Origin of the sequence: Amycolatopsis iheyensis (assembly GCF_024703995.1) — a bacterium.
Lineage (GTDB): Bacteria > Actinomycetota > Actinomycetes > Mycobacteriales > Pseudonocardiaceae > Amycolatopsis > Amycolatopsis iheyensis.
The window spans coordinates 83,124-107,668 of record NZ_JAMXQV010000019.1; the positions used below are offsets into that span (position 1 = coordinate 83,124).

At 71.5% G+C, this 24,545-nt stretch carries 23 protein-coding genes and 2 pseudogenes; 13 read left to right on the forward strand and 12 right to left on the reverse strand.

The genetic code is table 11. The features are described 5' to 3' along the window. Positions 1–8: 8 nt before the first annotated feature. Both benB and benA read right to left on the reverse strand, forming a co-directional pair. Positions 9–515 carry a benzoate 1,2-dioxygenase small subunit gene (benB, locus tag M8542_RS31795; RefSeq protein WP_257923980.1) on the reverse strand — a complete coding sequence of 169 codons (507 nt, stop codon included), beginning with the start codon at positions 513–515 and terminating at the stop codon, positions 9–11. Then, positions 512–1,873: a benzoate 1,2-dioxygenase large subunit gene (gene benA / locus M8542_RS31800; protein WP_257923981.1), complete on the reverse strand. Its 1,362-nt coding sequence runs from the start codon at positions 1,871–1,873 to the stop codon at positions 512–514. Before benA ends, benB begins: the two co-directional genes overlap by 4 nt. Positions 1,874–2,077: 204 nt before the next feature. Between benA and M8542_RS31805 the strand changes: the two genes are divergently transcribed. The 6 genes and pseudogenes from M8542_RS31805 (at position 2,078) to M8542_RS31830 (ending at position 7,292) form a co-directional block, all read left to right on the forward strand. Beyond that, positions 2,078–2,983 carry a LysR substrate-binding domain-containing protein gene (locus tag M8542_RS31805; RefSeq protein WP_257923982.1) on the forward strand — a complete coding sequence of 302 codons (906 nt, stop codon included), beginning with the start codon at positions 2,078–2,080 and terminating at the stop codon, positions 2,981–2,983. Further along, positions 2,983–4,086 (forward strand): mandelate racemase/muconate lactonizing enzyme family protein, encoded by a 1,104-nt coding sequence (locus M8542_RS31810; RefSeq protein WP_257923983.1) that lies wholly within the window; start codon positions 2,983–2,985, stop codon positions 4,084–4,086. Before M8542_RS31805 ends, M8542_RS31810 begins: the two co-directional genes overlap by 1 nt. Before the next feature lie 14 nt (positions 4,087–4,100). After that, positions 4,101–4,943: a catechol 1,2-dioxygenase gene (catA, locus tag M8542_RS31815; protein ID WP_257923984.1), complete on the forward strand. Its 843-nt coding sequence runs from the start codon at positions 4,101–4,103 to the stop codon at positions 4,941–4,943. Then, positions 4,943–5,052, forward strand: a pseudogene (locus M8542_RS31820) (muconolactone Delta-isomerase family protein); the annotation flags it as partial. The gene catA and the pseudogene M8542_RS31820, both read left to right, overlap by 1 nt. 96 nt (positions 5,053–5,148) lie before the next feature. Next, positions 5,149–6,339 carry an MFS transporter gene (locus M8542_RS31825; protein WP_257923985.1) on the forward strand — a complete coding sequence of 397 codons (1,191 nt, stop codon included), beginning with the start codon at positions 5,149–5,151 and terminating at the stop codon, positions 6,337–6,339. A gap of 109 nt (positions 6,340–6,448) precedes the next feature. Continuing rightward, positions 6,449–7,292: pseudogene (locus tag M8542_RS31830) on the forward strand (transposase family protein). A gap of 92 nt (positions 7,293–7,384) precedes the next feature. Here M8542_RS31830 and M8542_RS31835 read toward each other — a convergent pair. Beyond that, a complete protein-coding gene (locus M8542_RS31835) occupies positions 7,385–8,992 on the reverse strand; it encodes a peptide chain release factor 3 (protein WP_257923986.1) in 1,608 nt (535 codons plus the stop codon). A 67-nt stretch (positions 8,993–9,059) separates the two neighbouring features. Further along, the gene (locus M8542_RS31840; RefSeq protein ID WP_257923987.1) at positions 9,060–9,638 is read right to left on the reverse strand and encodes a TetR/AcrR family transcriptional regulator; all 579 of its coding nucleotides are present in this window, start codon (positions 9,636–9,638) and stop codon (positions 9,060–9,062) included. Between the two features lie 49 nt (positions 9,639–9,687). Between M8542_RS31840 and M8542_RS31845 the strand changes: the two genes are divergently transcribed. Both M8542_RS31845 and M8542_RS31850 read left to right on the forward strand, forming a co-directional pair. Then, positions 9,688–10,599: an SAM-dependent methyltransferase gene (locus M8542_RS31845; protein ID WP_257923988.1), complete on the forward strand. Its 912-nt coding sequence runs from the start codon at positions 9,688–9,690 to the stop codon at positions 10,597–10,599. A gap of 272 nt (positions 10,600–10,871) precedes the next feature. Then, positions 10,872–11,690, forward strand: a complete 819-nt coding sequence (locus M8542_RS31850; protein ID WP_257923989.1) for a methyltransferase domain-containing protein — start codon at positions 10,872–10,874, stop codon at positions 11,688–11,690. A gap of 189 nt (positions 11,691–11,879) precedes the next feature. On the opposite strand, the gene M8542_RS31855 is transcribed toward M8542_RS31850, so the two are convergent. Further along, positions 11,880–12,839 carry a LysR family transcriptional regulator gene (locus M8542_RS31855; protein WP_257923990.1) on the reverse strand — a complete coding sequence of 320 codons (960 nt, stop codon included), beginning with the start codon at positions 12,837–12,839 and terminating at the stop codon, positions 11,880–11,882. A gap of 108 nt (positions 12,840–12,947) precedes the next feature. Here M8542_RS31855 and M8542_RS31860 point away from each other — a divergent pair, with 108 nt between their 5' ends. From M8542_RS31860 to M8542_RS31875, 4 genes are all read left to right on the forward strand, one after another. Further along, the gene (locus M8542_RS31860; protein WP_257923991.1) at positions 12,948–13,748 is read left to right on the forward strand and encodes an alpha/beta hydrolase; all 801 of its coding nucleotides are present in this window, start codon (positions 12,948–12,950) and stop codon (positions 13,746–13,748) included. Continuing rightward, positions 13,749–14,543, forward strand: coding sequence for an SDR family NAD(P)-dependent oxidoreductase (locus tag M8542_RS31865; protein WP_257923992.1), 795 nt, complete (start codon positions 13,749–13,751; stop codon positions 14,541–14,543). A gap of 119 nt (positions 14,544–14,662) precedes the next feature. Next, entirely contained in the window at positions 14,663–15,904 is a 1,242-nt protein-coding gene (locus M8542_RS31870; protein ID WP_257923993.1) for an ATP-grasp domain-containing protein, read from the forward strand. Positions 15,905–15,947: 43 nt separating this feature from the next. Then, a complete protein-coding gene (locus tag M8542_RS31875) occupies positions 15,948–17,963 on the forward strand; it encodes a hypothetical protein (protein ID WP_257923994.1) in 2,016 nt (671 codons plus the stop codon). 5 nt (positions 17,964–17,968) lie between these two features. Here M8542_RS31875 and M8542_RS31880 read toward each other — a convergent pair whose 3' ends face one another. After that, positions 17,969–18,091 carry a hypothetical protein gene (locus M8542_RS31880; RefSeq protein ID WP_257923995.1) on the reverse strand — a complete coding sequence of 41 codons (123 nt, stop codon included), beginning with the start codon at positions 18,089–18,091 and terminating at the stop codon, positions 17,969–17,971. Between the two features lie 2 nt (positions 18,092–18,093). Here M8542_RS31880 and M8542_RS31885 point away from each other — a divergent pair, with 2 nt between their 5' ends. After that, positions 18,094–18,591: a DUF6630 family protein gene (locus M8542_RS31885; RefSeq protein WP_257923996.1), complete on the forward strand. Its 498-nt coding sequence runs from the start codon at positions 18,094–18,096 to the stop codon at positions 18,589–18,591. An 84-nt stretch (positions 18,592–18,675) separates the two neighbouring features. On the opposite strand, the gene map is transcribed toward M8542_RS31885, so the two are convergent. From map to M8542_RS31915, 6 genes are all read right to left on the reverse strand, one after another. Further along, positions 18,676–19,455 (reverse strand): type I methionyl aminopeptidase, encoded by a 780-nt coding sequence (map, locus tag M8542_RS31890; protein ID WP_257923997.1) that lies wholly within the window; start codon positions 19,453–19,455, stop codon positions 18,676–18,678. Positions 19,456–19,513: 58 nt separating this feature from the next. Further along, positions 19,514–20,815: an aldehyde dehydrogenase family protein gene (locus tag M8542_RS31895; protein ID WP_257923998.1), complete on the reverse strand. Its 1,302-nt coding sequence runs from the start codon at positions 20,813–20,815 to the stop codon at positions 19,514–19,516. A 3-nt stretch (positions 20,816–20,818) separates the two neighbouring features. Next, positions 20,819–22,300 carry a CoA transferase gene (locus M8542_RS31900; protein WP_257923999.1) on the reverse strand — a complete coding sequence of 494 codons (1,482 nt, stop codon included), beginning with the start codon at positions 22,298–22,300 and terminating at the stop codon, positions 20,819–20,821. Continuing rightward, positions 22,297–23,196, reverse strand: coding sequence for a 3-hydroxyacyl-CoA dehydrogenase family protein (locus M8542_RS31905; RefSeq protein WP_257924000.1), 900 nt, complete (start codon positions 23,194–23,196; stop codon positions 22,297–22,299). The genes M8542_RS31900 and M8542_RS31905 overlap by 4 nt, the downstream gene beginning before the upstream one ends. Next, entirely contained in the window at positions 23,193–23,939 is a 747-nt protein-coding gene (locus M8542_RS31910) for an acetoacetate decarboxylase (RefSeq protein WP_257924001.1), read from the reverse strand. The genes M8542_RS31905 and M8542_RS31910 overlap by 4 nt, the downstream gene beginning before the upstream one ends. A 76-nt stretch (positions 23,940–24,015) precedes the next feature. Then, positions 24,016–24,537, reverse strand: coding sequence for a TetR/AcrR family transcriptional regulator C-terminal domain-containing protein (locus M8542_RS31915; RefSeq protein ID WP_257924002.1), 522 nt, complete (start codon positions 24,535–24,537; stop codon positions 24,016–24,018). Positions 24,538–24,545: the final 8 nt, after the last annotated feature.

Sequence of the window (24,545 nt, forward strand, 5' to 3'; positions counted from 1 at the left end):
GCGGGACCTCAGATGTGGTAGACGTCGACGACGTGGTGGATGTAGTCGTTCTTGAGCACCACGGTCTTGCGGCGGACCAGCGGCGCCGGACCGGAGAAGTCGATGGTGTAGAACGACGTCCCGTAGTACGGGTCCACGGTCTTGTACCGGAAGTACATGGTGTGCCAGTTGAACCGGACGTCCACGACCGCCCCGCGCCGCTCGATCAGCTCGACGTTGGTGATGTTGTGGCTGGTCCGCGGCTCCGGGATCGACGTCGCGCTGGAGCGCTCGGTGCGGATCCGGAACACCCGGTCTTCCAGGCCGCCCTTGTTCGGGTAGAAGATCAGCGAGATCGACGTCTCGGGGTCCTCGGTGAGCAGGTCGTCGTCGCCCCAGGAGGGCATCCAGTAGACGACGTCGTCGGCGTAGCACTCCAGCCACTTCTCGAACTCGCGGTCGTCGAGGTAGCGCGCTTCGCGGTAGAGGAACTGCTCGATGTCGTGCTGGGTGATCGTCTTTTCGGCGGTGGTCATCGGGTTTCTCCTCGCTCCGCGGCGATTGCGGCCCGCATGGTCTCGCGCCAGTAGCCGTGCTGGACGGGGTAGAGGCCCTCGTCCTCGTTCTTCCGGCCGGCCGAGATGACGCCCTTCATGTCCAGGGCTTCGGCGACCTCGTCCGGCCCGGTCAGCCAGTGCTCGGCGCCGCGGCTCATGTCGTTCCAGGGCGCGGCGGTGGCGCGGAAGGTGAGCTGGCAGGAGCGGAACTCCTCGAGGTCGTCCGGGGTCGCCATGCCGGAGGCGTTGAAGAAGTCCTCGTACTGGCGGATCCGCCACGCGCGGGCGTCGGCGCTCTCGCCCTTCGGGGCGATGCAGTAGATGGTGACCTCGGTCCGGTCCGGCGCGATCGGCCGGAAGTGCCGGATCTGCGTGGAGAACTGGTCCATCAGGTACACGTTGGGGTACAGGCAGAGGTTGCGGGAGCCGCGGACCATGAACTCGCCCTTGGCGTCACCGAAGCGTTCCTTCAGCTCGTCCATCCGGTTCCACAGTGGACGGTCTTCGGGGTTGCCCGCCCACGTCCACAGGCACAGGTGCCCGTTCGGGTAGGACCAGTAGCCGCCGCCGGACTTGCCCCAGCTGCCCGCGTCGAGGGTCTTGGTGCTGTTCGCGGACTCGCCGGTGGTGCGGCGCGCGGTCGTCGCGGCGTAGTTCCAGTGCGTCGCCGTGACGTGGTAGCCGTCGGCGCCGTTCTCGGCCTGGACCTTCCAGTTGCCGTCGTAGGTGTAGGTCGACGCGCCGCGCAGCACCTCCAGGCCGTCGGGGGACTGGTCGACGAGCATGTCGATCACCTTGGTGGTGTCGCCGAGGTGCTCGGCCAGGGTCGAAACGTCCGGGTTGAGGCTGCCGAAGAGGAACCCGCGGTAGGAGTCGAAGCGCGCGACGCGGGTCAGGTCGTGCGAGCCGGCGGAGTCGAAGCTCGCCGGGTAGCCGGCGCCGTCGGGGTCCTTGACCTTGAGCAGCTTGCCGTCGTTGCGGAAGGTCCAGCCGTGGAACGGGCAGGTCAGCGTCGTGCGGTTGTCGGTCTTGCGGCGGCAGAGCATCGCGCCGCGGTGGGCGCAGGCGTTGATCAGGCAGTGCAGCTCGCCGTTCTTGTCGCGGGTGATGACCACCGGCTGACGTCCGATGTACGTGGTGAAGTAGTCGCCCGGGTTCGGCAGCTGGCTCTCGTGGGCGAGGTAGATCCAGTTGCCCTCGAAGATGTGCTTCAGCTCCAGCTCGAAGACCTCTTCGTCGGTGAAGATCCGCCGGTTGGCGCGGTACACCCCCGCGTCGCGGTCCTCGACCACCGCGTCGGCGACGACGGCGGACACGTGCTCCAGCATCTCGGTCATGGATCCTCCAGCGGCGCGGATCGGCTCTGATCGTCCGAACCATGACAGGCCGGGCGGCCGGTCACCCCAGGCAAATGCCTAAACCCGACCTAGGGTGTTATTGATCGACGCTGTTTATCAATCACGCAAACCCAAGTCTTTGTCTTCGATCGGTCGCGCTCTTAGCGTGAGGGGACCGGCGGCAGAGTCGAGAGGAGGCCGGCCATGGAACTGCGGCACCTGCGGTACTTCGCCACCGTCGCCGAGACGTGCCACTTCGGCCGTGCGGCCGAGCTGCTGCACGTCGCCCAGCCGGCGCTGTCGCACACCATCCGGCAGCTGGAGACGGAGCTGGGCGTCACCCTGCTGCACCGCACCACCCGGCAGGTCCGGCTGACCCCGGCCGGCGAGTTCTTCCAGGGCGAGGCCCAGCGGGTGCTCGCGGCCGTCGACACCGGGGTGCGCGGGGTCCGGCGCATCGGCGACGGCCAGCTCGGCCTGGTCCGGGTCGGGTTCACCGGGACCGCCGCGTTCTCCCACCTGCCGCACCTGGCCCGCGCGCTCGCGCGGCGGGCCCCGCGGGTCGAGCTGGAGGTGCGCGCCGACCTGCTCACGGTCGAGCAGTGCGAGCAGCTGCGTGACGGCTCCCTCGGTCTCGGCGTGCTGCGCCCGCCGGTGACCGGCGACGACATCGACTACCGCGTGATCGAGGTCGAGCCGCTGGTGCTCGCCGTGCCCGCCGACCACCGGCTGGTCATCGAGCCGATCGTCGCGGTGGCCGATCTGCGTGCCGAGCCCTTCGTGACCTACGACGGACGCAACTCGGTCGTGCACGAGGCCGTGGTGCGCAGCTGCCGCGACGCCGGCTTCACCCCGGACCGCCGGCACGAAGCTCCCGGCACCGCGGCGCTGCTCGCCCTGGTGGCGGGCGGCCTGGGCGTCGGGGTCGTGCCCGCGTCGGCCCGGTCGCTTCCGCTGGCCGGGGTGGTCTTCCGGGACCTCGCCGGCGCGGCGACCGTCGAGCTGGCCCTCGCGTGGCACCGCGAAACGACGTCTCCGCTGGTCACCACGGTCCTCGCGGCCCTCGAGGACGTCTTCCCGTCCGCCCGACCACCCTCCGAGGTCAGCTGATGAAGATCACCCGGGTGGACGCGATCCCGTTCGCCATCCCCTACCGCAAGCCCCTGCGGTTCGCCTCCGGCGAGGTGCACGCCGCCGAGCACGTCCTCGTGCGGGTGCACACCGACGACGGGATCGTCGGGATCGCCGAAGCGCCGCCGCGGCCGTTCACCTACGGCGAGACCCAGGCCGGGATCGTCGCCGTCATCGAGTCGATCTTCGCCCCGCAGGTGGTCGGGCTCAGCCTGCTCGACCGCGAAACCGCGCACACCCGGCTCGGGCGCACGGTCGGCAACCCGACCGCGAAGTCCGCTGTCGACATGGCGATCTGGGACGCGCTGGGGCAGTCCCTCGACGTCTCGGTGACCGAGCTGCTCGGCGGCTACACCGACCGGATGCGCGTGTCGCACATGCTCGGGTTCGACGAGCCCGCCGCGATGGTCGCCGAGGCGGAGAAGATGCGGGACGCCTACGGCATCACGACGTTCAAGGTGAAGGTCGGCCGCCGGCCGGTGTCGCTCGACACCGCCGTGGTGCGGGCGTTGCGCGAGGGGCTCGGCCCCGCGGTGGAGCTGTACGTGGACGGCAACCGGGGCTGGACCGCCGCCGAGTCGGCCCGCGCGATGAAGGAGATGGCCGACCTCGGCCTGCTCTTCGCCGAGGAGCTCTGCCCGGCCGACGACGTCCTCGGCCGCCGCTGGCTCGTCGGGCAGCTGGACGTCCCGTTCATCGCCGACGAGTCGGCCGTCACGCCCGCCGACGTCACGCGCGAGGTCCTCGGCGGCTCGGCCACCGCGGTGAGCATCAAGACCGCGCGCACCGGCTTCACCCGCTCGCAGCGCACCCACCACCTCGCCGAGGGGCTCGGCCTGGAAGTCGTGATGGGCAACCAGATCGACGGCCAGCTCGGCTCGCTGTGCACGGTCGCGTTCGGCGCGGCCTACGCGCTGACCTCACGCCGCGCGGGCGAGCTGTCCAACTTCCTCGACATGAGCGACGACCTGCTCGCCGAACCGCTGTGCATCGCCGACGGCGAGCTGGCCGTCCGGCCCGGCGCCGGCCTCGGCGCCGCCATCGATCCCGACAAACTCCGGCACTACCGCCGAGATCGTTGAACCAAGGAGGGTTCATGACTGTCACCGCCACGGCCGCCGCCTCCGGCGCCAACGCCACCGAACGCTTCAAGAGCGACAAGTTCGTCGGCGTCGCCGGGACGCCGCCCGAGCGCGTCAGCTTGCTCGCGCGGGAAGTCCTGGAAGCCGTGCACGGCACCATCCGCAAGCACAAGGTCAGCTACGCCGAGTACAACGCGCTCAAGGCGTGGCTGATCGCCGTCGGCGAGGACGGCGAGTGGCCGCTGTTCCTGGACGTCTGGGTCGAGCACGTCGTCGAAGAGGTCGCCACCGAACACCGTGCGGGCAACAAAGGCACCATCGAGGGCCCGTACTACGTGCCCGACGCCCCCGAGCGGGGCGCTCGCGGCTCGGTCCCGGCCCGCGACGACGAACCCGGCACGCCGCTGACGTGGACCGGCCGGGTCACCTCGACCGACGGCCGCACGCTGGCCGGGGCGAAGATCGAGCTGTGGCACGCCGACGCCGACGGCTTCTACTCGCAGTTCGCGCCCGGGATCCCGGAGTGGAACCTGCGCGCGTCCTTCACCGCGGACGAGTCCGGCCGCTTCGAGATCCACACCGTGCGCCCGGCGCCGTACCAGATCCCCACGGACGGTGCGTGCGGCAAGCTGATCGCGGCGGCGGGCTGGCACGCGTGGCGGCCGGCGCACCTGCACGTCAAGGTGTCGGCGCCGGGCCACGAGCTGCTGACGGCCCAGCTGTACTTCCCGGGCGACGAGCACAACGACGACGACATCGCCTCGGCGGTCAAGCCGGAGCTGCTGCTGGCCCCGCGTCCGGTCGAGGGCGGCGAAGCCATCGACTACGGCTTCGTGCTCGACCCCGAGCGGTCCTGATGCTGTACCACGTGCGCATGGACGTCCGCCTGCCCGCGGACCTCGATCCGGCGTCGCGCGAGAAAAGGCTTACAGCCGGCGGTTGCAGCGGACGGGCAAGTGGCCTCACGCCGCCGGCGGCGCACCCGGCCAAGCTCTGACCGCGGGGCGAGAAAGATCACTTCGCCGTCGTCCGGCCGGCTCCGGTGACGCATGATGTTCGAACATGGTCGAAGAGTTCCGGTTGCGTTCGGTCGCCGCGGCGGCGTACGGCCCGGCGGCCCTGTTCGGGCTCTCCGAGGGCGCCGTGCTGCCGGTCGTCGCGCTGAGCGCGATCGACCGCGGGGCGAGCACTTCGACGGCCGCGCTGATCGCCGCGTTGCTCGGGGTCGGGTCGCTGCTCGCGAACATCCCGGCCGGCATCCTCGCGACCCGGTTCGGCGAACGGCGGTCGATGCTCCTGGCGGCCGGCGTCATGGTCGTCGGCGTGCTGATCTGCCTGGTCGACCTGGGTGACGGCCCGTGGTCGCTGCTGCTCTACGGCGGCGGGGTGCTGCTGATCGGGGTGGCCGCGGCGGTCTACAGCCTGGCCCGCCAGACGTACCTGACGGAGATCGTCCCGGCGCACATGCGGGCCCGGGCGTTGTCGACGCTCGGGGGCAGCATGCGCATCGGCGTCTTCCTCGGCCCCTTCGCGGGGGCGGGCGCGATGCAGGTGGCCGGGCTGCCGGGGGCGTACTACGTGAGCCTGGCGGCGATCCTCGCGGCGGCCGTCCTCGTGTTCCGGGTGCCGGACCTGGCCCTCGACCGGGCCGCCGCCTCGGCGGTGACGACGCGGGGCATGCTCAAGCAGCGCTGGCGGGTGTACGCGACGCTGGGTGCCGGCGTCCTGCTGCTGTCGGCGATCCGCCAGACCCGCCAGACGGTGGTCCCGCTGTGGGCGGCGCACATCGGCCTGTCCCCGACGACGAGCTCGATCATCTACGGAGTGGCGGGCGCGGTGGACGCGCTGACGTTCTACCCGGCGGGCAAGGTGATGGACCGCCACGGCCGTCGCTGGGTGGCGGTCCCGGCGACGCTGGTGCTGGGCGCGTCGTTCGTGGTCATGCCACTGGCGGACGGCGCGGCCCTGCTGACGGTGGCGGCGATGGTGATGGGCTTCGGCAACGGCATCGGCTCGGGCATCGTGATGACGCTGGGCGCGGACGTGTCCCCGGCGGTGGGCCGGCCGACGCACATCGGGATCTGGAACGAGCTGGCGGACATCGGCACCGGCGTGGGGCCGTTGGTGCTGTCGGCGGTGACCGCGCTGGCCGGTTTGGGTGCCGGGGTGGTGGCGAGCGGGGTGGTGGGCTTCGCGGCCGCGGCGGTCCTCTGGCGCTTCATCCCCAGCCCGCACCGCAAAGCGCCCCAATGAGGTTTTCTCAGTAGGGCTGGTGGGTGTGCGTGTTGGCCTGAGATGAGGCGTGGGGCCGCTGGTAGGACTGAGTTTGCGAAGACCAAGTCCGAGAGTCCAGAGGCCCCACGTGATTTCTTATAGTGCCACGCTCGACGTGGCGCGCGAGCTGGCCCCGTTCGTCGCAAGTGTGCTGCGCTCGACACGCCAGACACGCGGCACCCGCCGGGGCCGACGCGCGTTGACCCCCTACTGGCAGGCAGTGCTGGTGCTGCGCTGGTTCCGGGACGCCGTCCCGGTGCACCGGCTGGCCATCGACCACGGCATCAGCGTGGCCACCGCCTACCGCTACCTGCACGAAGCGATCACCGCCCTGGCCGAGCAGGCCCCAGACCTGCACCAGGTCCTGGCGCACTGCCGCGACACCGGCGACCCCCCACCTCATCCTCGACGGCTCCCTGTTCCACTGCGACCGGGTCGCAGCGACCACCGTCACAACGAAAGGAAAAAACCGCGGGTCCACGGTGCATCTGTGGTACTCCGGCAAGCACCGTGCCTTCGGCGGGAACGTGCAGTTCCTGGCCAACGCCACCGGGTTCCCGTTATGGACCTCCCCGCAGCTGCCCGGCTCCCGCAACGACCTCTCCGCCGCCCGTGACCTGGGCGTCGTCGGGGCGTTGACCGCCGCTGCCGCGCGAGGCCTGAAAACTCTGGCCGACAAGGCCTACCACGCCGCGGGCATCGGCATTCTCACCCCGTTCAAGAAAACCGCAGCTCAGCCCCTGCTCAGCGCCCGGCAGCGGGTCCACAACCTGCTCCAGGCCCGAGCCCGCGCCCTCGGCGAACGAGCCATGGCGCTGCTCAAGACCCGCTGGCGAGCCCTCCGCCACGTCAGCCTCTGCCCCCACCGCATCGGCGCTATCGTGCAAGCCGCCCTGGTCCTCACCCAGTTTGAGCACCAGGGCCGCTACTGAGAAACCTCAATGTGGCGTTGGGCGCATCTGACGCACCGAACGCCACATTGGGTGCGTTGGACGCACCCAACGCCACATTGGGGCGCTTGGGGCTAGCCGTCGGCGACCAGGGGTTCCAGGACCAGCTCCGGCTTCTGGCGCTGCAGGATCCGCAGGTTCATCTCCTGCTCGAACACCGCCAGCAGCGTGCCGTCGGCGCGGGCGAAGACCTCGCTGCTGCGCTCGCGGTCCACGATGGCCCGCTGAGCGGGGTCGGGGAGCCGGCGCACCGCCGTGTACGGCAGGTGGTCCAGCCGGACCACGCAGCCGAACTCGTGCTCCAGCCGGTGCGTCGCCACCTCGAACTGCATCGGGCCGACCGCGGCCAGCACCGGGGAGCCGTCGCCGCGCAGGTCGGACGTCAGGACCTGGACCACGCCTTCCGCACCGAGCTGCTCGATGCCGCGGCGGAACTGCTTCGCCCGGCCGATGTCGGCGGGCCGGGCCACCGCGAAGTGCGCGGGCGCGAAGCTGGGCAGGCCGGGGAACTTCACGGCCGGCTTGCCGTCGTGGAGAGTGTCGCCCACGCGCAACGCCGTGGCGTTGACCAGCCCGATCACGTCACCCGGGTACGCGGTGTCCAAAGTGGAGCGCTGCTGCCCGAAGACCTGCTGGACGTACTTGGTGGCGAACGGTTTCCCGGTGGTGGCGTTGGTGACCACCATGCCGCGTTCGAACTTGCCCGAGCAGACGCGCGCGAAGGCGACCTGGTCGCGGTGCGCGCGGTCCATCCCGGTCTGGACCTTGAACACGAACGCCGAGAACGGCTGCGTCAGCTCACGCGGCCGGCCCTCGGCGTCGGCGCGGGCCGTGGGGCGGGGCGCCAGCTCGACGAGCAGGTCGAGCAGCTGGCGGACGCCGAAGTTCGCGACGGCCGCGCCGAACAGCAGCGGGGTCGCCGAGGCGTCTTCGAACCGGGCCGCGTCGAACTCACCGCCGGAGGCTTGCAGCAGCTCGGCCTCCTCGCGGGCGGCCGTCCACTCGGCGCCGCCCTCGGCTTCGGCGGCCTCGCCCGTCAGGTGCTCTTCGCCCGCCGCGGTCGCGCCGCCGGCCGTCCGGTGGAAGCGCACGAACTCGCCGCTGCGCAGGTCGGCGACGCCGCGGAAGTGCCCGGCTTCGCCGACCGGCCAGGTCAGCGGCATCGGCGGCAGCCCGATCCGCTCGGTGAGCTCGTCGCACAGGTCCAGGGCGGCCCGGCCGGGGCGGTCCCACTTGTTGATGAAGGTGATCACCGGGATCCCGCGGTAGCGGCAGACGTCGAACAGCTTCAGCGTCTGCGGCTCGAGGCCCTTCGCGGCGTCGAGCAGCATGACGGCCGAGTCGACGGCCGACAGCACGCGGTAGGTGTCCTCGGAGAAGTCCGCGTGGCCGGGGGTGTCCAGCAGGTTGATCACGGTGTCGCCGTAGGCGAACTGCAGGGCGGCGGAGGTGATGGAGATGCCGCGGGCCTGCTCCATCTCCATCCAGTCGGAGGTGACCCCGCGCCGGCCGGCTTTCCCGTGCACCGCCCCGGCCTCGGAGATCACCCGCGCGTGCAGGGCGAGCGCTTCGGTGAGCGTGGACTTCCCGGCGTCGGGGTGGCTGATCACCGCGAAGGTGCGGCGGCGCCGGGCCTGGGCCGACACGTCCGTTCCGGCGGCCGCGAGCGTGGTCTGGGTCATCGGAGACGACTTTACCTTCGCCGTGACAGCGGGCCCGCGGGGCGTCGGGACGCGCGTGACCTGGGCCTCACCGACCGGCCGGAGCAGCCCGGAACGCTTCGACGACCAGCGCCGCGAACCGCCGCGACGCCGCCATCCGCGCGGCCGGCGTGCTCGCCTGGATGCCGCTCGCGGCCATGATCATCAGCACCAGGTCGTCGAGGACGACGTCGGGGCGCAGGTGGCCGGCGTCCTTCGCCCGGCGGACCAGCTCCGCCGCGGCCGACAGCGAGTCCGCGCGCAGGGCGGCGAAGTCCACCGCGCGCGGGAAGGCCGCCTTGAACGCCGTGGCGAAGCCGTGGTCGCGGGCCTGCAGCCGGCACAGCTTCTCGACCGCGACGCGGAAGCCGTGCCAGGGATCGGGGTCGGCGAGCCCCTCGGCCATCGCGGCCCGCCACGCCCGCAGCTGCTCGGTGTACGCCTCGGCGACCAGCGTCTCCTTGGTCGGGAAGTGGCGGTAGACCGTCGCCGGCCCGACCTCGGCCCGCCGGGCGATCTCGCGGACCGGCACCGCCACGCCGTCGGTGACGAACACCCTGCGGGCCGCGTCGAGAATGCGCTCGCGGTTGTCCCGCGCGTCGGAACGGTGAGGCAAACCAGCGGTCACCGCTCTCACTTTAGCCAGCCGGCCGGTAGGGACCGTTAGCGTGCGGCGCATGACTTCGACCAGGCGCGACGGCGACGACTGGGACCTGGCCTCCAGCGTCGGCGCGACGGCCACCATGGCCGCGATGACCCGCGCGATCGCCACCCGGACCGACCCCGCGCGCCTCGACGACCCGTTCGCCGAACCCCTCGTCCGGGCGGTCGGCGTCGAGCTCCTGACCCGGCTCGCGACCGGGGAGCTGCCACCCGGCGACCTGGTCGGGCCGCCGGCCGTCGACGGCGCCAAGGTGCGGGCCCGGTTCTACGACGAGTTCTTCCTCGACGCGGCGGGTGCGGGCCGCACGCAGGTCGTGATCCTGGCTTCGGGGCTGGACTCGCGGGCGTACCGGCTGCCGTGGCCGGCCGGGACCGTGGTGTACGAGGTCGACCGGCCGGACGTCGTCGAGTTCAAGACCCGCGCGCTGGCCGAGCTGGGCGCGCATCCCACCGCCCGGCGCCGGGCGGCCGCGGCCGACCTGCGCGACGACTGGCCCACGGCCCTGCGCGCCGCCGGCTTCGACCCGGCCCGGCCGGCCGCGTGGAGCGCCGAAGGCCTGTTGGGCTACCTGCCACCCGACGCGCAGGACCGGCTGCTGGACACGATCACCGGGCTCAGCGCCCCGGGCAGCCGGCTGGCCACCGAAAGCCGGCCGAACCCGCGCCCGGGGGAGGAGGCGGTGACGAAGGAGCGCCTGGACCGCATCTCGGCGCAGTGGCGCGCGCTCGGCTTCGACACGGACATGGCAAGCCTGCGGTACTTCGGTCCGCGCAACGAAGCCGCGCCGTACCTGGCCGGCCGCGGCTGGTCGGTGACCACGCGCGGCACGGGAGAGCTGCTCGCGGCGCTCGGCCTGCCCGCGTTCGAGGACGACGACCTGCGGATGGGCGGTCTGCGGTACGTCAGCGCCGCTCTCGGTGGGTAGCTGCGGTCGAGCGGTGCGCCGGTGTTTCAGCTCCGGAGCCGGAGGCAACCTCAGGCGGCCGGCGCCCCGAACCCCGGCCGGCACCGGGTGACCGGGAGCGAGGACCGGCTCGCCGCGCCGCACCAGGGCCGGTCCGCCTCGCGGTCGGCGAGCCCACCCCGGAGGTCTACGGCCGGCCGGCGGAGTCCTTGCCGGAGCGCGGGAATCGCGGTCGGCCGCACTGTCAAGGTGTGGGATGGCGGGCCTGCCCGGCTTCGGCCACTCTTCCGATCATGGATGGCTTGGAATTGTACGATCTCGCGCGCCGGCTGATGTACATCAGCAGTGACGCCATACCCGACCGGATGGATCCGCAGCGGCAGTCCGGCGTGCCGGACACGTCGGTGCCCATCGACGAGCAGCTCGCGGCCGCGGCCGGCATCGAGGATCCCGCCGAGGCCAAGGAACTCATCGCGACCCTCGAAGGCCTCGAACGCCGGTTGTCGGGAAGCGTTTCCCCGGATCCGTTCGACTGGTACACCGCCGGCACACCGCCGTGGGACACGGGGCGTCCCCAGACCGCGATCCGCGAGCTCGCCGAAGCCGGCGCGTTCCGCGGCCGCGTGCTCGACATCGGTTGCGGCACCGGCGAAAACGTCCTCATGATCGCCGCACTCGGCCTCACCGCAACCGGTTTCGACCTCTCCGGCACGGCGATCGAAACCGCCCAGCGGAAGTCCCACGAGCGCGGCGTGAAAGCGGAGTTCGCCGTCGGCAACGCCTTCGAGCTCGACGCGCTCGACCGCCGGTTCGACACGGTCATCGACAGCGGCCTGTTCCACGCTCTCACCGATCCGAACCGCCCCCGCTACACCGAAAACCTGGCGGCGGTGATGTCGCCGGGCGCGAACCTGTACGTCCTGTGCTACAGCGACAGCCACCCACCGGGCCCCGGACCGCGCCGGATCACCGAAGCCGAAATCCGCGAAACGTTCACCACGGGCTGGCAGATCGCCTCGATCGAGCCGACGACGCTGGACAACAACATCTACCCCAACGGCATCCCGGCGTGGATCGCCACGATCACCCGCACGGCCGCCACCCAGGACTGAGCCGGCCCGGGCGGGCGATCGATCTCACCGGCTGGTGCGCGGCCGAACACGCGCACCGGGCCGGGATCGGTCCGGCTCGCCGGGTGACAGGTCCGGGAAGCCGGCGACCGTCGCGTCACCGAAGACCGTTGGCATCGCGGACGAGCGCGATCCGGTGCAGTGCTTTCCTTCCGGCGGCAACAGCCGGGCTCAGCCGCCGTCGAGGTCCTCCGGCGGGGTCCACAGCGGCGCCGCGTCCGCGCGCTCCGGGTGCAGCCACCGCAGCCGGCCGGCGGTCTCCTTCGCGATCTCGAGGAACGCCTCGATCGTCTCCGGCTGCTCTCCCTCGCGCCAGGCCAGGGACCACGGGTACACCGGTTGCAGCTCCCGCGGCCGGTGGACCGGGACGCCGAGGGCGGCGTAGCGGCGGGCGTAGCTGTCGAACTCCAGCAGGTGGGCGCGGCCGGGCGCCCGGTCGAGCGCGGCGTGGCAGGTCTCGAACGTGCCCGGGTTGCCGAGCCAGCGCAGCTCCAGGCCCGTGTGCCGCTCCAGCGAGCTCAGGTACCGGCCGTGGACGTTGTACAGCGCGGTGCCGGGCGCGTCCGCGAAGACCTCCAGCGGCCGTTCGTGGACCGACGCCGACGTCCGGTGCGGGTCGCCGGGTCGCCCGACCAGCCAGAACGGCTCCAAGCGCAGCAACGCGTGCCGCCAGCCGGTGGGATGGGCGGCCTGCAACGCGCTGGTGACGCGGATGAGCGCGACGTCGAGGTGGTCGTCCAGCAGCGCGGTGAGCTGGCGGGCGCTGTCCATCTGGCTCTGGACGAGCTGGACGCCGGGGTGCGCGGCGAGGAACGCGTCGGCGACCGTCCGGCCGGTGTCCAGCTCGAAGATGTGCGCGATCCGCAGGTGGCCGGGCGCCGGCTCGCGCAGCATCCGGTCGGCCGTGGCCAGCAGCTGCCGGGACAGGCGCAGGAACCGCTCGCCCCGCGCGGTCAGCGTGACGTGGCGGCTGTCGCGCTGCAGCAGCGGCCCGCCGACGTCGGCTTCGAGCTTGCGGATCTGCTTCGACAGCGTCGGCTGGCTGATGAACAGCTTGGCCGCGGCGCGGCCGAAGTGCAGCTCGTCGGCGACGGTGACGAAGTAGCGCACCAGCCGGAGGTCGAGGTCCATGCGCCAACGATGCCACCCCGGCTATCGATTCGGACGCAACAGGTCTTGGACGTTCCCGGCGCGGATCGTGTTGGCTTCGGGAGACGTCCCCGCGAACTGGAGGATCCGATGGCCGAGCCGGGCACCCCTGTCGTGTTCATCCACGGGTTGTGGCTGCACGCCACCTCGTGGCAGCCCTGGGTCGACCACTTCCGGGCCGCCGGGTACGCGCCCGTCGCGCCCGGCTGGCCGCACGAGCCGGACACCGTCGAGCAGGCGCGGGAGCACCCCGAAGCCGTCGCGGACCTCGGGATCGACGACGTCACCGAGCACTACGCGGCGCTCATCGCCGGCCTCCCGCGGCCGCCGGTGCTCGTCGGCCACTCCTTCGGCGGCCTGATCACCGAAAAGCTGCTCGGCCAGGGCATCGGCGCGGCCGGCGTCGCCATCGACCCTGCCCAGATCAAGGGCGTCCTGCCGCTGCCGCTGGCCCAGCTGCGCGCGGGGCTGCCGGCGCTGGGCAACCCCGCCAACCTGCACCGGTCCGTCTCCCTGACGGAGAAGGAGTTCCGGTTCGGCTTCGGCAACGCGCTCAGCGACGAGGAGTCGGCCGAGCTGCACCGGCGCTGGACGATCCCGTCACCGGCGCGGCCGCTGTTCCAGGCCGCCGCCGCGAACTTCGTCCTGCACTCCCAGGCACAGGTCGACACCCACCGCGCGGACCGCGGCCCGCTGCTGCTGATCTCCGGCACCGCGGACCACACGGTGCCGGACGTGGTCACCCGCTCGACGTTCAAGCAGTACCGCGACTCGGCCGCCGTCACCGAGCTCAAGCAGTTCGAGGGCCGCGGGCACTCACTCACGGTCGACAGCGGCTGGCGCGAGGTCGCCGACGCCGTGCTCGGCTGGCTGCGCGAGCAGGGGCACTAGGTGGACCTGGGACTGCAGGACAAGGTCGCCGTCGTCACCGGCGCCAGCCGGGGCATCGGGCTGGCCGTCGCCCGGGCCCTGATCGCGGAGGGTGCCCACGTCGTCGCCGGCGCCCGCGACCCTGGCCCGGACCTCGACGGCTTCGTGCGGGCCGGTCAGGCACACACGCTGGCCGTGGACCTCGGCACGGCCGACGGCCCGGGCCGGCTGGCCGAGCTGGCGCTGGCCGAGCTCGGGCGGATCGACGTCCTGGTCAACAACGTCGGCGCCGTCACCCCGCGGCCGAACGGGTTCCTGCTGGTCACCGACGACGACTGGACCCGATCGGTCACCCTGAACCTGCTCAGTGCGGTCCGGGCCACCCGCGCGGTGCTGCCGGCGATGGTGACCGCGGGCCGGGGAAGCATCGTCACGATCGCCTCGGTCAACGCGACCCTGCCCGACCCCGGCGTCATCGACTACAGCGCGGCGAAGGCCGCGCTGGTGAACTTCACGAAGTCGGTGTCGAAGGAGTTCGGGCCCCGCGGGGTGCGGGCCAACGCGATCAACCCCGGGCCGGTCGCGACGGACCTGTGGCTCGGCGCGGGCGGGGTGGCCGAGACGATCGCGGCCACCACCGGCGCGAACGCGGGGGCGGTCGCCGAGGAGGCCGCCGCGCACGCCGTCACCGGCCGCTTCACCCGGCCCGAGGAGGTCGCGAACCTCGCGGCCTTCCTGGCCGCGGACCGGGTGGCCGGCAACATCACCGGCGCCACGTTCGCGCTCGACGGCGGGTACAGCACCGAAATCCACTGAGTCCACAACGGACCGCGACGGGCCGCCGCCACGCTCGTTCAGCCCCGTTGGTTACCTCCCGGTACGGTGGAGTCACGATCCGAACGACTCCCTGACGCGCCGACCCGGAGGAATGGTCCATGCCACAGCCCGAATCGGCTCCGAAGAACCCCGAAAAGGGGTATCTGGCTCTGCTCGGCTGGAGCCTCAACGCCATCGAAGCCCTCGACCGGTTCGACCGCCGTTATGTCGTCGTCGCACCGGAATGGGCCGAAGAGTACTGCGTCGAGCACGACATCCCTTACGTGCCGTGGAATTTCGAGCGGCTCAACGAGCGGTCGCTGGAGATCGCCGAGGTCCTTGCCGAAAGAGGCGTGGACGTGGCGATCCCGCTGTTCGAGGAGACGGTGGAGTGGGCCGGGGCGATCAACTCCGTCCTGCTCGACAACCCGCGGCTGTTCGGCCAGGCGATGTTGTTGCGCGACAAGGCTTTGATGAAGCGCCGCGCGCAGCTCGGCGGCATCCGGGTGGGCATCTTCGAAGAAGCCCACGATCGCGACGACGTGGTCCGCTTCCTCAAGCGGGTCAACCAGACGCTGCTCAAGCTCGACGGCGACCCGAACGACCCGATCCACCTCAAGGCGTTCGACAAGGCCGGGTGCCTGGGGCACCGCGTGATCCGCACGCCCGACGAGATCGATACGATCCCGGAGGAGGAGTTCCCGGTCCTGATGGAGTCCCATCTCGACGGGTGGGAGTTCGCCGTCGAGGCGTGGGTCCACAACGGGAAGATCAAGTTCCTCAACATCTCCGAGTACGTCACCCTGGGCTACTCGGTGTTCGTGCCGGCGACCTCCGAGCTGGAGAAGTACCGGCCGCAGATCACCGCGCAGATCGAGAAGCTCATCAAGACCTTCGACATCGAGTTCGGGTTCGTGCACCCGGAGTACTTCGTCACCAGCGACGGGGAGATGTACTTCGGCGAGGTCGCATACCGGCCGCCCGGCTTCAAGGTCTTCGAGCTGCTCGAACGGGCCTACGGGTTCAACGCCTACCAGGGCCTGGCGCTGGCGTTCGACCCCAAGACGACCGAGGAGGAGATCGACGCGTTCTTCCCGCGCGAGGTCGTCGACGCCTCGGGTGTCGCGGGCTGCTTCGGCGTCTACCCGCGGCGGCGGGTCGTCAGCGAGCTGAGGATCCCGGAGCAGACCCAGGACGACGACTACTACGAGTCCCACGACCTCTCGGCGCCGCTGGAGGAGACGGTCACCAAGCGGACCGCCTTCGGCACCCACTGGGGCCTGCTGTACTTCTTCGGCGACGACGCCTACCGGATGCGTGATCTGCTGAAGGAGCAGGAAGAGTACGACTTCTACGTCTGACGCGTCCGATGTGGAGGCCGGCACCCAACCCCGAGGGACACCTGTGAACCCGACCCCCGCCACGACGCTCGACAAGCGCGTGGCCTCGCTCGACGACGCCGTGCAGGCCATGGCCGAGACCCGCGACTTCGGCAAGCACACGAAGCTGCGGCGGGTCCTGGAAGCGCTGCGGCGGGTGCTGCTGCTGCCGGGCGGGCCCGCCGCGGTCCAGGCCCGCGCGCAGGCCATCGAGGAAGCCGGGGTGTTCCTGGGCACGGACTGGGCCACCCCGGAGATCCTCGTGCCGGCGCTGGTCGGGCCGGGGTTGCGCAGCGAGAACGGCGACACCGTCGTGATCGAGGCGACCAGCGAGCTGCGGATGCTCGCGGTCGCCCGCGGTGACTTCGCGCACCCGACGTTGTCGGCCGAGGACGCGCGCCAGTTCCTCTCGCAGGTGCTGGCGATGAACCTGGAGCTGCTGTTCACCCCGCCCAGCGAGGCGGAGCGGGTCCGGCAGGGCCGCACCGCGCAGCTGATCCGGGACCTGTTCCGGCACGTCGCCGACGAAGTCGGCTACGACACCGTGCTGGACGAGGTGGTCGACGAGATCTGGCGGATCCTGCGCCAGCGCCCGATCCAGGTCGACCAGGTGCAGTCGCTGATCACCCGCATCGCGATCTACCGCGGCGACCCGGACGTCGCCCTCGGCGCGGGCTCCGGGCAGGGCCTCGACCGGCTCATCACCAGCCTCTTCGGCACCACCGAGGCGTGCCGCGAGGACCCGGGCGTCGACGTCTTCCGGTCGCGGCTCGAGGCGATGGACACCGGCGGCCTGCAGTCCGAGGCCACCGGGTTCGCCCGCGCGATGCACGACACCGGGCTGGTGTCGCCGTACCACGCGGAGCTGCTGCGGTTCCTGCGGCACGAGAGCGACTACCTGCTCGGCGAGGCACTCGGCCTGTCCGAGACCGGCCGCAACTGCCTGCTGCGCTACCGCGACCTGGTGCACCGGCTGATCGAGGTCGCCGTGCACCCGCAGACCGCGCAGGCCATCTACGGGCTCGCGCTGCTGCTCGACCGCGGCATCCTCTACGAGCCGCCGGTGGTGCCCGCGCTGTGGCGCCAGCTGGCGCTGGAGCTTGCCCCGGCCGCGCGCGAACGGCTGGTCACGGTGTTCGGCGACCGGCCGCGCCCGGAGGCGCGGCTCGCCGCGGGGGTGCTGTCGATGCTGGGCCTGCCGCTGGGCGTCGGGCAGGGGGACAACCCGACCTGCCAGTCGGCCCGCGCGTTGTCGATGTGGGCGTACAACGACCCGGACTACCTGCTGCAGATCGTCGCCTGGGCCGCGCGTGACGACGAAGTCATCATGCACTTCGAGGGCCAGCCGATCTCCTCGAAGGACAGCGGGGCGGGGCTCGCGGCCACACCACCGGCCGACCTGGACCCGGTGTCGCTGCTGGTGGTGCCCCACCTGGACCGGATCTACGCCGAGATGGGCCGCCGGTGCGTGGACCGCCCCGGCGACCCGCACCGCTGGGTCAACCCGGAGTTCCACGGCTGGTGGACCGCGCGCGGCTTCCGCATCAACGTCGACGTCGCGACCGGGCAGCTGATCGATCTCGACGACTTCTACCGGCACTTCCACGCCAGCTACCACCCGTACTTCAACGGCGGTCAGCCCCTGATCCACCCGCAGCCGGCGGGGGTGGCGGTCACCGACAGCGCGGCCCGCTACGTCGGCTGGCACGCGATCACGATCCTGCGGGTCGGCCCGGACCCGCAGGACGTGATGCGGGTGTACTTCTTCAACCCCAACAACGACAGCGGTCAGGACTGGGGAGACGGCGTGGTGGTGTCCACGGCGGGCAACGGCGAGCGGTTCGGCGAGGCGTCACTGCCGTTCGACCAGTTCGCGTCCCGGCTGTACATCTTCCACGTCGACCCGCTCGAACGCGGGCAGCCGGAGAAGGTGCCGGCGGAGGCGATCGAGGAGATCATCGGGTACGTCGAGCGCAGCTGGGGAGCGGACCGGCTGCCGGCCGGGAGCATGCAGGCGGCGAAGAACCCGGCTGACGGGTAGGCGCCTCAGGCGTTGCGCCAGGTCGAGCAGGTGACGCCGCCGTAGCCGCAGCGGAGCGCGCCCTGGTAGCTGCGCGGCGCAGCCGTGCGATCATCTGACCCGTCGAGCACCCGGCCCGCGGAGGACATCGATGACTGCTCGTGACGCGCTCGTGGCGGTCGCCACCCTGCTGGCACCGGAAATCCCACAGGTGTCCCGAAACGCGGCGGCGGCTCTCGACGACCCCGCCGCGTACGTCGCGGAGCACGCCGACCGGCTCGACGACCGCGGCATCGACGAGCCCTTCCCGCTGCTGCCGTGGATCGCGTTGGTCGACGCCCTCACCGACCACGACCTGCTCGCCGAGGTCGACTGGAAGGAAGCCGCCGACGAGATCGCCGGTCGACTCCGGGCCCTGCACTCCGCGCCGGCCGGTGTGGCGTGGCAGGAACTGGCGGAGAGCGAACTCCCGACGTACGAGTTCCTCGAACTGGCGGGCGGCCGGCTGCTCGGCACCGGAACGGCGTTGGCGGTCCTCGACATCGAGTCGGACTGCTACCCGCTGGTGCTCCTGCCGGCCACCCGCGCCGACGACCTCGTCACCGCCGCGAAGGCGGCCGGCTTCGCGGCCGAGGTGTTCGGCCGCTAGGACCGGTGTCGAAGCCGGTCGGAGCTGTCCCGCCCGGCGGCTCGGCTCGCCGATCCCCTCTATCCGGGCATCCGCAGCATGCCGCTAGTGCTGCTCGCCCTCGCGGCGCGTCAGGACCCGCGCGGCGTCCTCCGTGACCGCGATCGTGTGCTCCGAATGTGCGGTCCGGGAGCCGTCGGCCGAGCGGATCGTCCAGCCGTCCGGGTCGTACACGATCTTGTCCGTCGTGGCGGCGAACCACGGCTCCAGAGCCAGCGTCAGGCCCGGGCGGAGCTTCATGCCCCGGCCTGCCTGGCCCTTGTTCGACACGTGCAGGTCCTCGTGCATGGTGCGGCCGATGCCGTGGCCGCCGAACTCCGTGTTGACCGGGTAGCCGTACTCGGTGGCCACCGCGTAGATCGCCGCCGAGATGTCGCCCATCCGGTTGCCCGGGCGGGCCGCGTCGATGGCCGCCTCCAGGGCTTCTTCGGTGGCGCGGATGATCCGCTGGTCCGCTTCGGCGGCCGTGCCGACGATGATCGTGCGCGCGGAGTCGGCGACCCAGCCGTCGATGCCGAGCGCGAGGTCCGCGGTCAGCACGTCGCCGTCGCGCAGGACGTAGTCGTGGGGGAGCCCGTGCAGGACCGCGTCGTTCACCGACAGGCAGATCACGTTGCGGAACGGGCCCTCGCCGAACGACGGCGAGTAGTCCCAGTAGCAGGACTCGGCGCCGCGGCGCTTGATCATGCCGCGCACGTGGTGTTCCAGGTCCATGAGGTTGACGCCGACGTCGGCGAGCCGGCCGACCTCGGTCAGCACCTCGGCGACGAAGCGCCCGGCCACGTGCATGCGGTCGATCTCCGCAGGCGTCTTCAGTTCGATCACGACTACCTCGTCAGCAAGTACCGGTATAGTTATACCAGCACGGTAGCACGCCTCCCGGTCACAGCGGTTTGTCGAGCACCGCCTTGAGGTTGCTGAACGTGTCGATCGAGTACTTCCCGTGGTAGCGCCCCATCCCGCTCTCGCCGACGCCGCCGAAGGGCAGGTCCGGCGCGGTCAGGTGCGCCACCGGGATGCCGAACCCGACCGCGCCCGACGACGTCTCCGCGAGGATTCGCTGCTTGGTCTCCGCCGACGCGGTGAACGCGTACAGCGCCAGCGGCTTGTCCCGGTCGGTGATGAACGTCAGCGCCTCGTCGAGGGACGCGACCCGCAGCACCGGCAGGATCGGCCCGAAGATCTCCTCGCCCATCACCGGCGAGTCCGGCGGGACGTCCGCGAGCACGGTCGGCGCGATGTACTTCGCGTCCCGGTCGGTCTGCCCGCCGGTCACCACCCGGCCGCCGGCCAGCAGGCCGGACAGGCGGTCGAAGTGGCGGGTGTTGACGATCCGGCCGTACACCGGGCTCTGTGCCGGGTCGTCGCCGAAACGCTCACGCAGCACGTCCGCCAGCTGGGTCTCGAGCCGCTCGGCCGTGTCGCCGATGGCCAGCACGTAGTCCGGCGCCACGCAGGTCTGGCCCGCGTTCATGAACTTGCCCCACACGATCCGCTCGGCCACCACCCGCAGGTCGACGTCGGTGTCGACGACCACCGGGCTCTTGCCGCCCAGCTCCAGGGTCACCGGCGTGAGGTGCTTCGCCGCGGCGGTCAGCACGATCCGCCCGACCGCGCCGTTGCCGGTGTAGAAGATGTGGTCGAAGCGCTGCGCCAGCAGTTCGGTGGTCTCCGGGATCGCGCCCTCCACCACGGCGACCGCCGAGGTGTCCAGATAGGACGGCAGGTGCCGCGCGATGGCGGCTGACACGGTGGGGGAGAGCTCGCTCGGCTTGACGACGGCGGCGTTGCCCGCGGCCAGGACCCCGACCAGCGGCGCCAGCACGAGGTGCAGCGGGTAGTTCCACGGCCCGATGACCAGCGCGACGCCGAGTGGCTCCCGCACGACCCGGCCCGCGCCCGGCCGCAAGGTTTCGGGCAGTGGCCGGGGTTCGGGCGCGACCCACTCCGCCAGGTGCGCCAGCGTGTGGTCGATTTCGTTGACGACGAAGGTGAGTTCGGCGCTGCGGGCCTCGGCCGCGTTCTTGCCCAGATCGGTGTGCAGGGCGGCGAGGAAGTCGTCGGCCTGCTCGGTCAGCATCGCTTTGAGAGCGTTCAGCTGGTTTCGCCGCCACTCCAGCGGTTTGGTCACCCCGGCCGAGAACGTCTTGCGCAGCCGGGAAACGACGTCGGGGATGGTACTCACGGGTTACCTCCGGGGCAGCCATTCGGGGCGGCCGGAGCCGCGCGGAACGAGGATGGTGGAGAACGCGCCGGGGGTGACCGACATCCGGACCTGATCAGTGACGCCCTGGTAGTGCCCCAGCGGGGTCTCGGCGGTGAACGTCTCCGGGTCGAGGTACGCGTGCCGTTCGCCGGTGCCGGCGACGCGCTGTGCGTAGTTCTTGTCGAACACGCCGAGGCTGATGATCCACAACGCGATGCGGGTCAGCGAGATGTGCACGCGGTAGCTGCCGCCCTCGGTGGCGCGGCGCATCAGCGCGGCGCAGATGCCCGCCGTGGCCAGCCACGGCACGAGGTAGTCGTTCACCACGCCGATGTGCGGCAGCACCGGCTGGTCCGGCGAGCCTTCCAGCGTCATCATCCCGGTGACGCAGCCGGCGGTCTGGTCGAACCCGACCCGTGACGCCCACGGCCCGCGTTCCCCGTGCAGGGAAACGGTGGTGTGGATGAGGCCCGGCCGGATCTCCGCCGCCTGCTGCGGGGAAAGGCCCAGGCCCGAGACGAAACCGGGACGCCGGTTGGCGTAGAAGACGTCGGCGTCGCGCAGGAGGTCCTTGAGCACGCCGGACCGTTGGTAGTCCACTGTGGCCGAGCGGACGCCGACGTTCGCCGTGAGGTAGACGACCGGGTTCTCCCATTCGGCCGGCCGCCAGAGGTTCAGCGCGTCGGCGCCGTGCTGGGCGAGCGACCGGCCGATGGCCGCGCCCGCGATGACGTGCCCGAGGCCGAGCGCGCGGATCCCGTCGAGTGGCTGGGCGGCCCCCGCTGGCAACGGCTCGGGCGCCGAGTCGCCGATCTTCTCGATCTCGATCAGCGGCAGGTCGGCCAGGACGTCACGGTACTGGCGGGTTTCCAGGAACTCTTCGGTGCTGCGGACCATCGGCATCACGATGCCCGCGTCCGCGCCGGCCTCCTCCAGTTCGGCGGCGTCCCAGCGGGCGATGGCCGCGGCGAGGGCGGTCGCGTCGTCGTAGGTCCGCAGGAGCTTGAGGGTCTTGGACTTCAGCTTGGGGTAGATGTTGAGCGGCATCACCCAGCGGCCGTCACCGGCGCGGTAGAACTTCAGCGACAGGGGGCTGGCCGGGTCGGCGGTGTTGGTCGGCGGGAGGCCGTTGACCAGCTCCCACTTCTTGTCGTAGAAGGGGCACAGCCGGTGCGGCGCGGTGCGCAGGTCCATGCCGATGTCCTGGCCGGGCCCGCCCCGGTGGCGCCACAACGCGGCGAGCGCCACGGACTTCGCCACCAGTGCGATCCCGGGTGCCGCACCCAGCCGCACGGCACTCGGCACGATCGGGTCGGCGCCGGTGAACCCGACGCGGCCGCCGGAGTCCGTTTCGGACAGTCCGACGTCGGCGAGCACTTCGTTCAGCGCCGCGTGGATGTCGAAGTCGTCTTCGGCGGCGATCGGGTTCGCCAGTGCGGCGCGGACCCGCTCGGTGACGTTCACCGGTCCAGCGCCTTCATCAGGGCGATCTGCGCGGTGTCACGGGCTTTCGCGAGTTCGGCGACCGTGCCGTCGAAGCCTTCCGCCTGCTCGCTGAGCAGCTTCACGGTGGCCTCGTCGAGGTCCGGGGTGCCGAGCTGGCCCCAGCGTTTGCGCAGGCCAGGGCCGAGGTGCTCGAGGAAGTGCGGCAGGCCGCCCGGTCCGCCGCCGAGGTGGAAGCTGAGGAACGGCCCGCTGACCGCCCACCGCTGCCCGAGCGACGACGTGACGACCTCGTCGAGCTCCTGTTCGGTGACCACGCCCTCGGCGACGAGGTGCACGCATTCGCGGAAGATCGCGGCCTGCAGCCGGTTCGCGACGAACCCGGGCACCTCCTTGCCCAGCACGATCGGCTTCTTGCCCAGCCCGCGGTAGAACTCGACCGCGCGTTCGACCACCTCGGGTGACGTCTTCTCCCCGGGCACGACCTCGACCAGCGGGACGAGGTGCGGCGGGTTGAACGGGTGTCCCACCACGAGCCGTTCCGGCCGCTTCAGCGCGACGGCGATGTCCGTGGCGGGGAGGCCCGAAGTCGAGGTGAGCAGCAGCGCGTCGGCCGGCGCGTGCTGCTCGATGGTCGTCCAGATCCGGTGCTTGAGGTCGAGGCGTTCGGGCCCGTTCTCCTGCACGACGTCGGCGTCGGTGACCGCCCGGGCGAGATCGGCTTCGAAGGTGACGGCGGTCAGGTCCGTGGACAGCCCGAGTTCGCGCAGCGTGGGGGTCAGCTCGGCGAGGCCGGCCCGGACGGCGTCCTCGATGCCGGGCGCGGGGTCGCTGACGACGACGTCCCAGCCGTGGGAAGCCATGAGGCCCGCCCAGGAGACGCCGATGACGCCGCCGCCGACGATGGTCGCTTTCATGCGTGGTCCCCGTCGAGGTAGTCGTGGACGGCCGAGAGCCGGCCGAGGGTGAGATCGGTCAGGAGGTGGCTCGCGGAGACGATCTCCAGCACCGGGAGGTCGGCGAGCGGCGCGAGGGCGTGCGGCACGAGGTGCAGCCGGGCGGGCCCGGTCCAGGCGCCCTTGATCGTCAGGTCGGAGATCCGGCTGCGGGCCAGCTCGCAGATCCGCGGCCGGCCGTCGTAGCCGGGCACGATCTTGAGCATGTACGTCGGCGCGGTGAGTTCGGCCCGGGCGGCGGCTTCGTCCAGTTCGCGGTGTTTGTACCCCATGGTGGCGAGCGCGACCTGGATCGAGCCGTAGCCGAGGCTGCCGACGAGCGTGTCGGAGTCGACGAAGAGCCGGGGTTTCCCGAGTTTCTTGGGGTAGGCGCCGACTTCCCGCCCGCTGGCGATGGCGGGCAGGCTGTCGACGTACATGCCGAGGGTGAACTCGCCGGGCTCACCGTCGTGGGTGACCAGCGCGACCTGGCCGGATTCGGTGTAGTCGCCGAGGCCGGTGACGTCCGGCAACCGCATGACCTCGAACCGCACGAGCGGTTCGGGCACTTCCAGCGGCTCCGGCACGAGAGCCCTCAGTGCCGCCGGATCCGTCCGATAGGTGATGTTCAGGTATTCGCGGTCGGTGAACCGGTAGGGCCCGCGCGGAAAGGCCGGCGCGGACAGGGGCGTGGTGACCTGGCGGAGCACCTCGTCCTCACGCATCTGCGGCTGCCAAGATCACGATCGCAACATACCTCCGGAGCCCGGAGGGCGCAGGGGCTGAGCCCCGGCCGGGTGCTCAGACCATCGATGCCCGGATGCCCGCGATGATCAGCGCCAAGCCGTCGTCGAAGGCGCGGTCCCGGCCCTCGCGGGGCCAGCGCGTCTTGCGGGCCTGCTCCTCGACCGTGAACCCGTTGGCGTAAGCCATGACGGTGTCCACGGCGACGGCCGCGGCCGGAACGCCCGCCTCGGTGAGGGCGGTGATCAGGCGCTCGAACGCCGCGACCGCGTCCGGCCCGGGATCGTGGAAACCGGCGATGAGGCGGGCGCCGTCGCGGTGGGCGAGCATCACCGAACGCAGGCCCGACGCCGCGCCGCGCAGGAGCTCGTCCCACTCGGCCTCGGGGAGCTCGCCGGTGCCGACCAGGTGGGCGACCATCGCGTCGAGCAGGGCCTGCTTGCTCGGGTAGTGCCGGTACAGCGCGCTCGCGCGGACCCCGAGCCGGCTCGCCAGGAGCCGCATGGTGAGGGCGTCGAGGCCCACTTCGTCGAGCAGCTCGATCGCTGCGTGCAGCACCTCGGTGCGTCGCTGCCCCACCGCGTCCT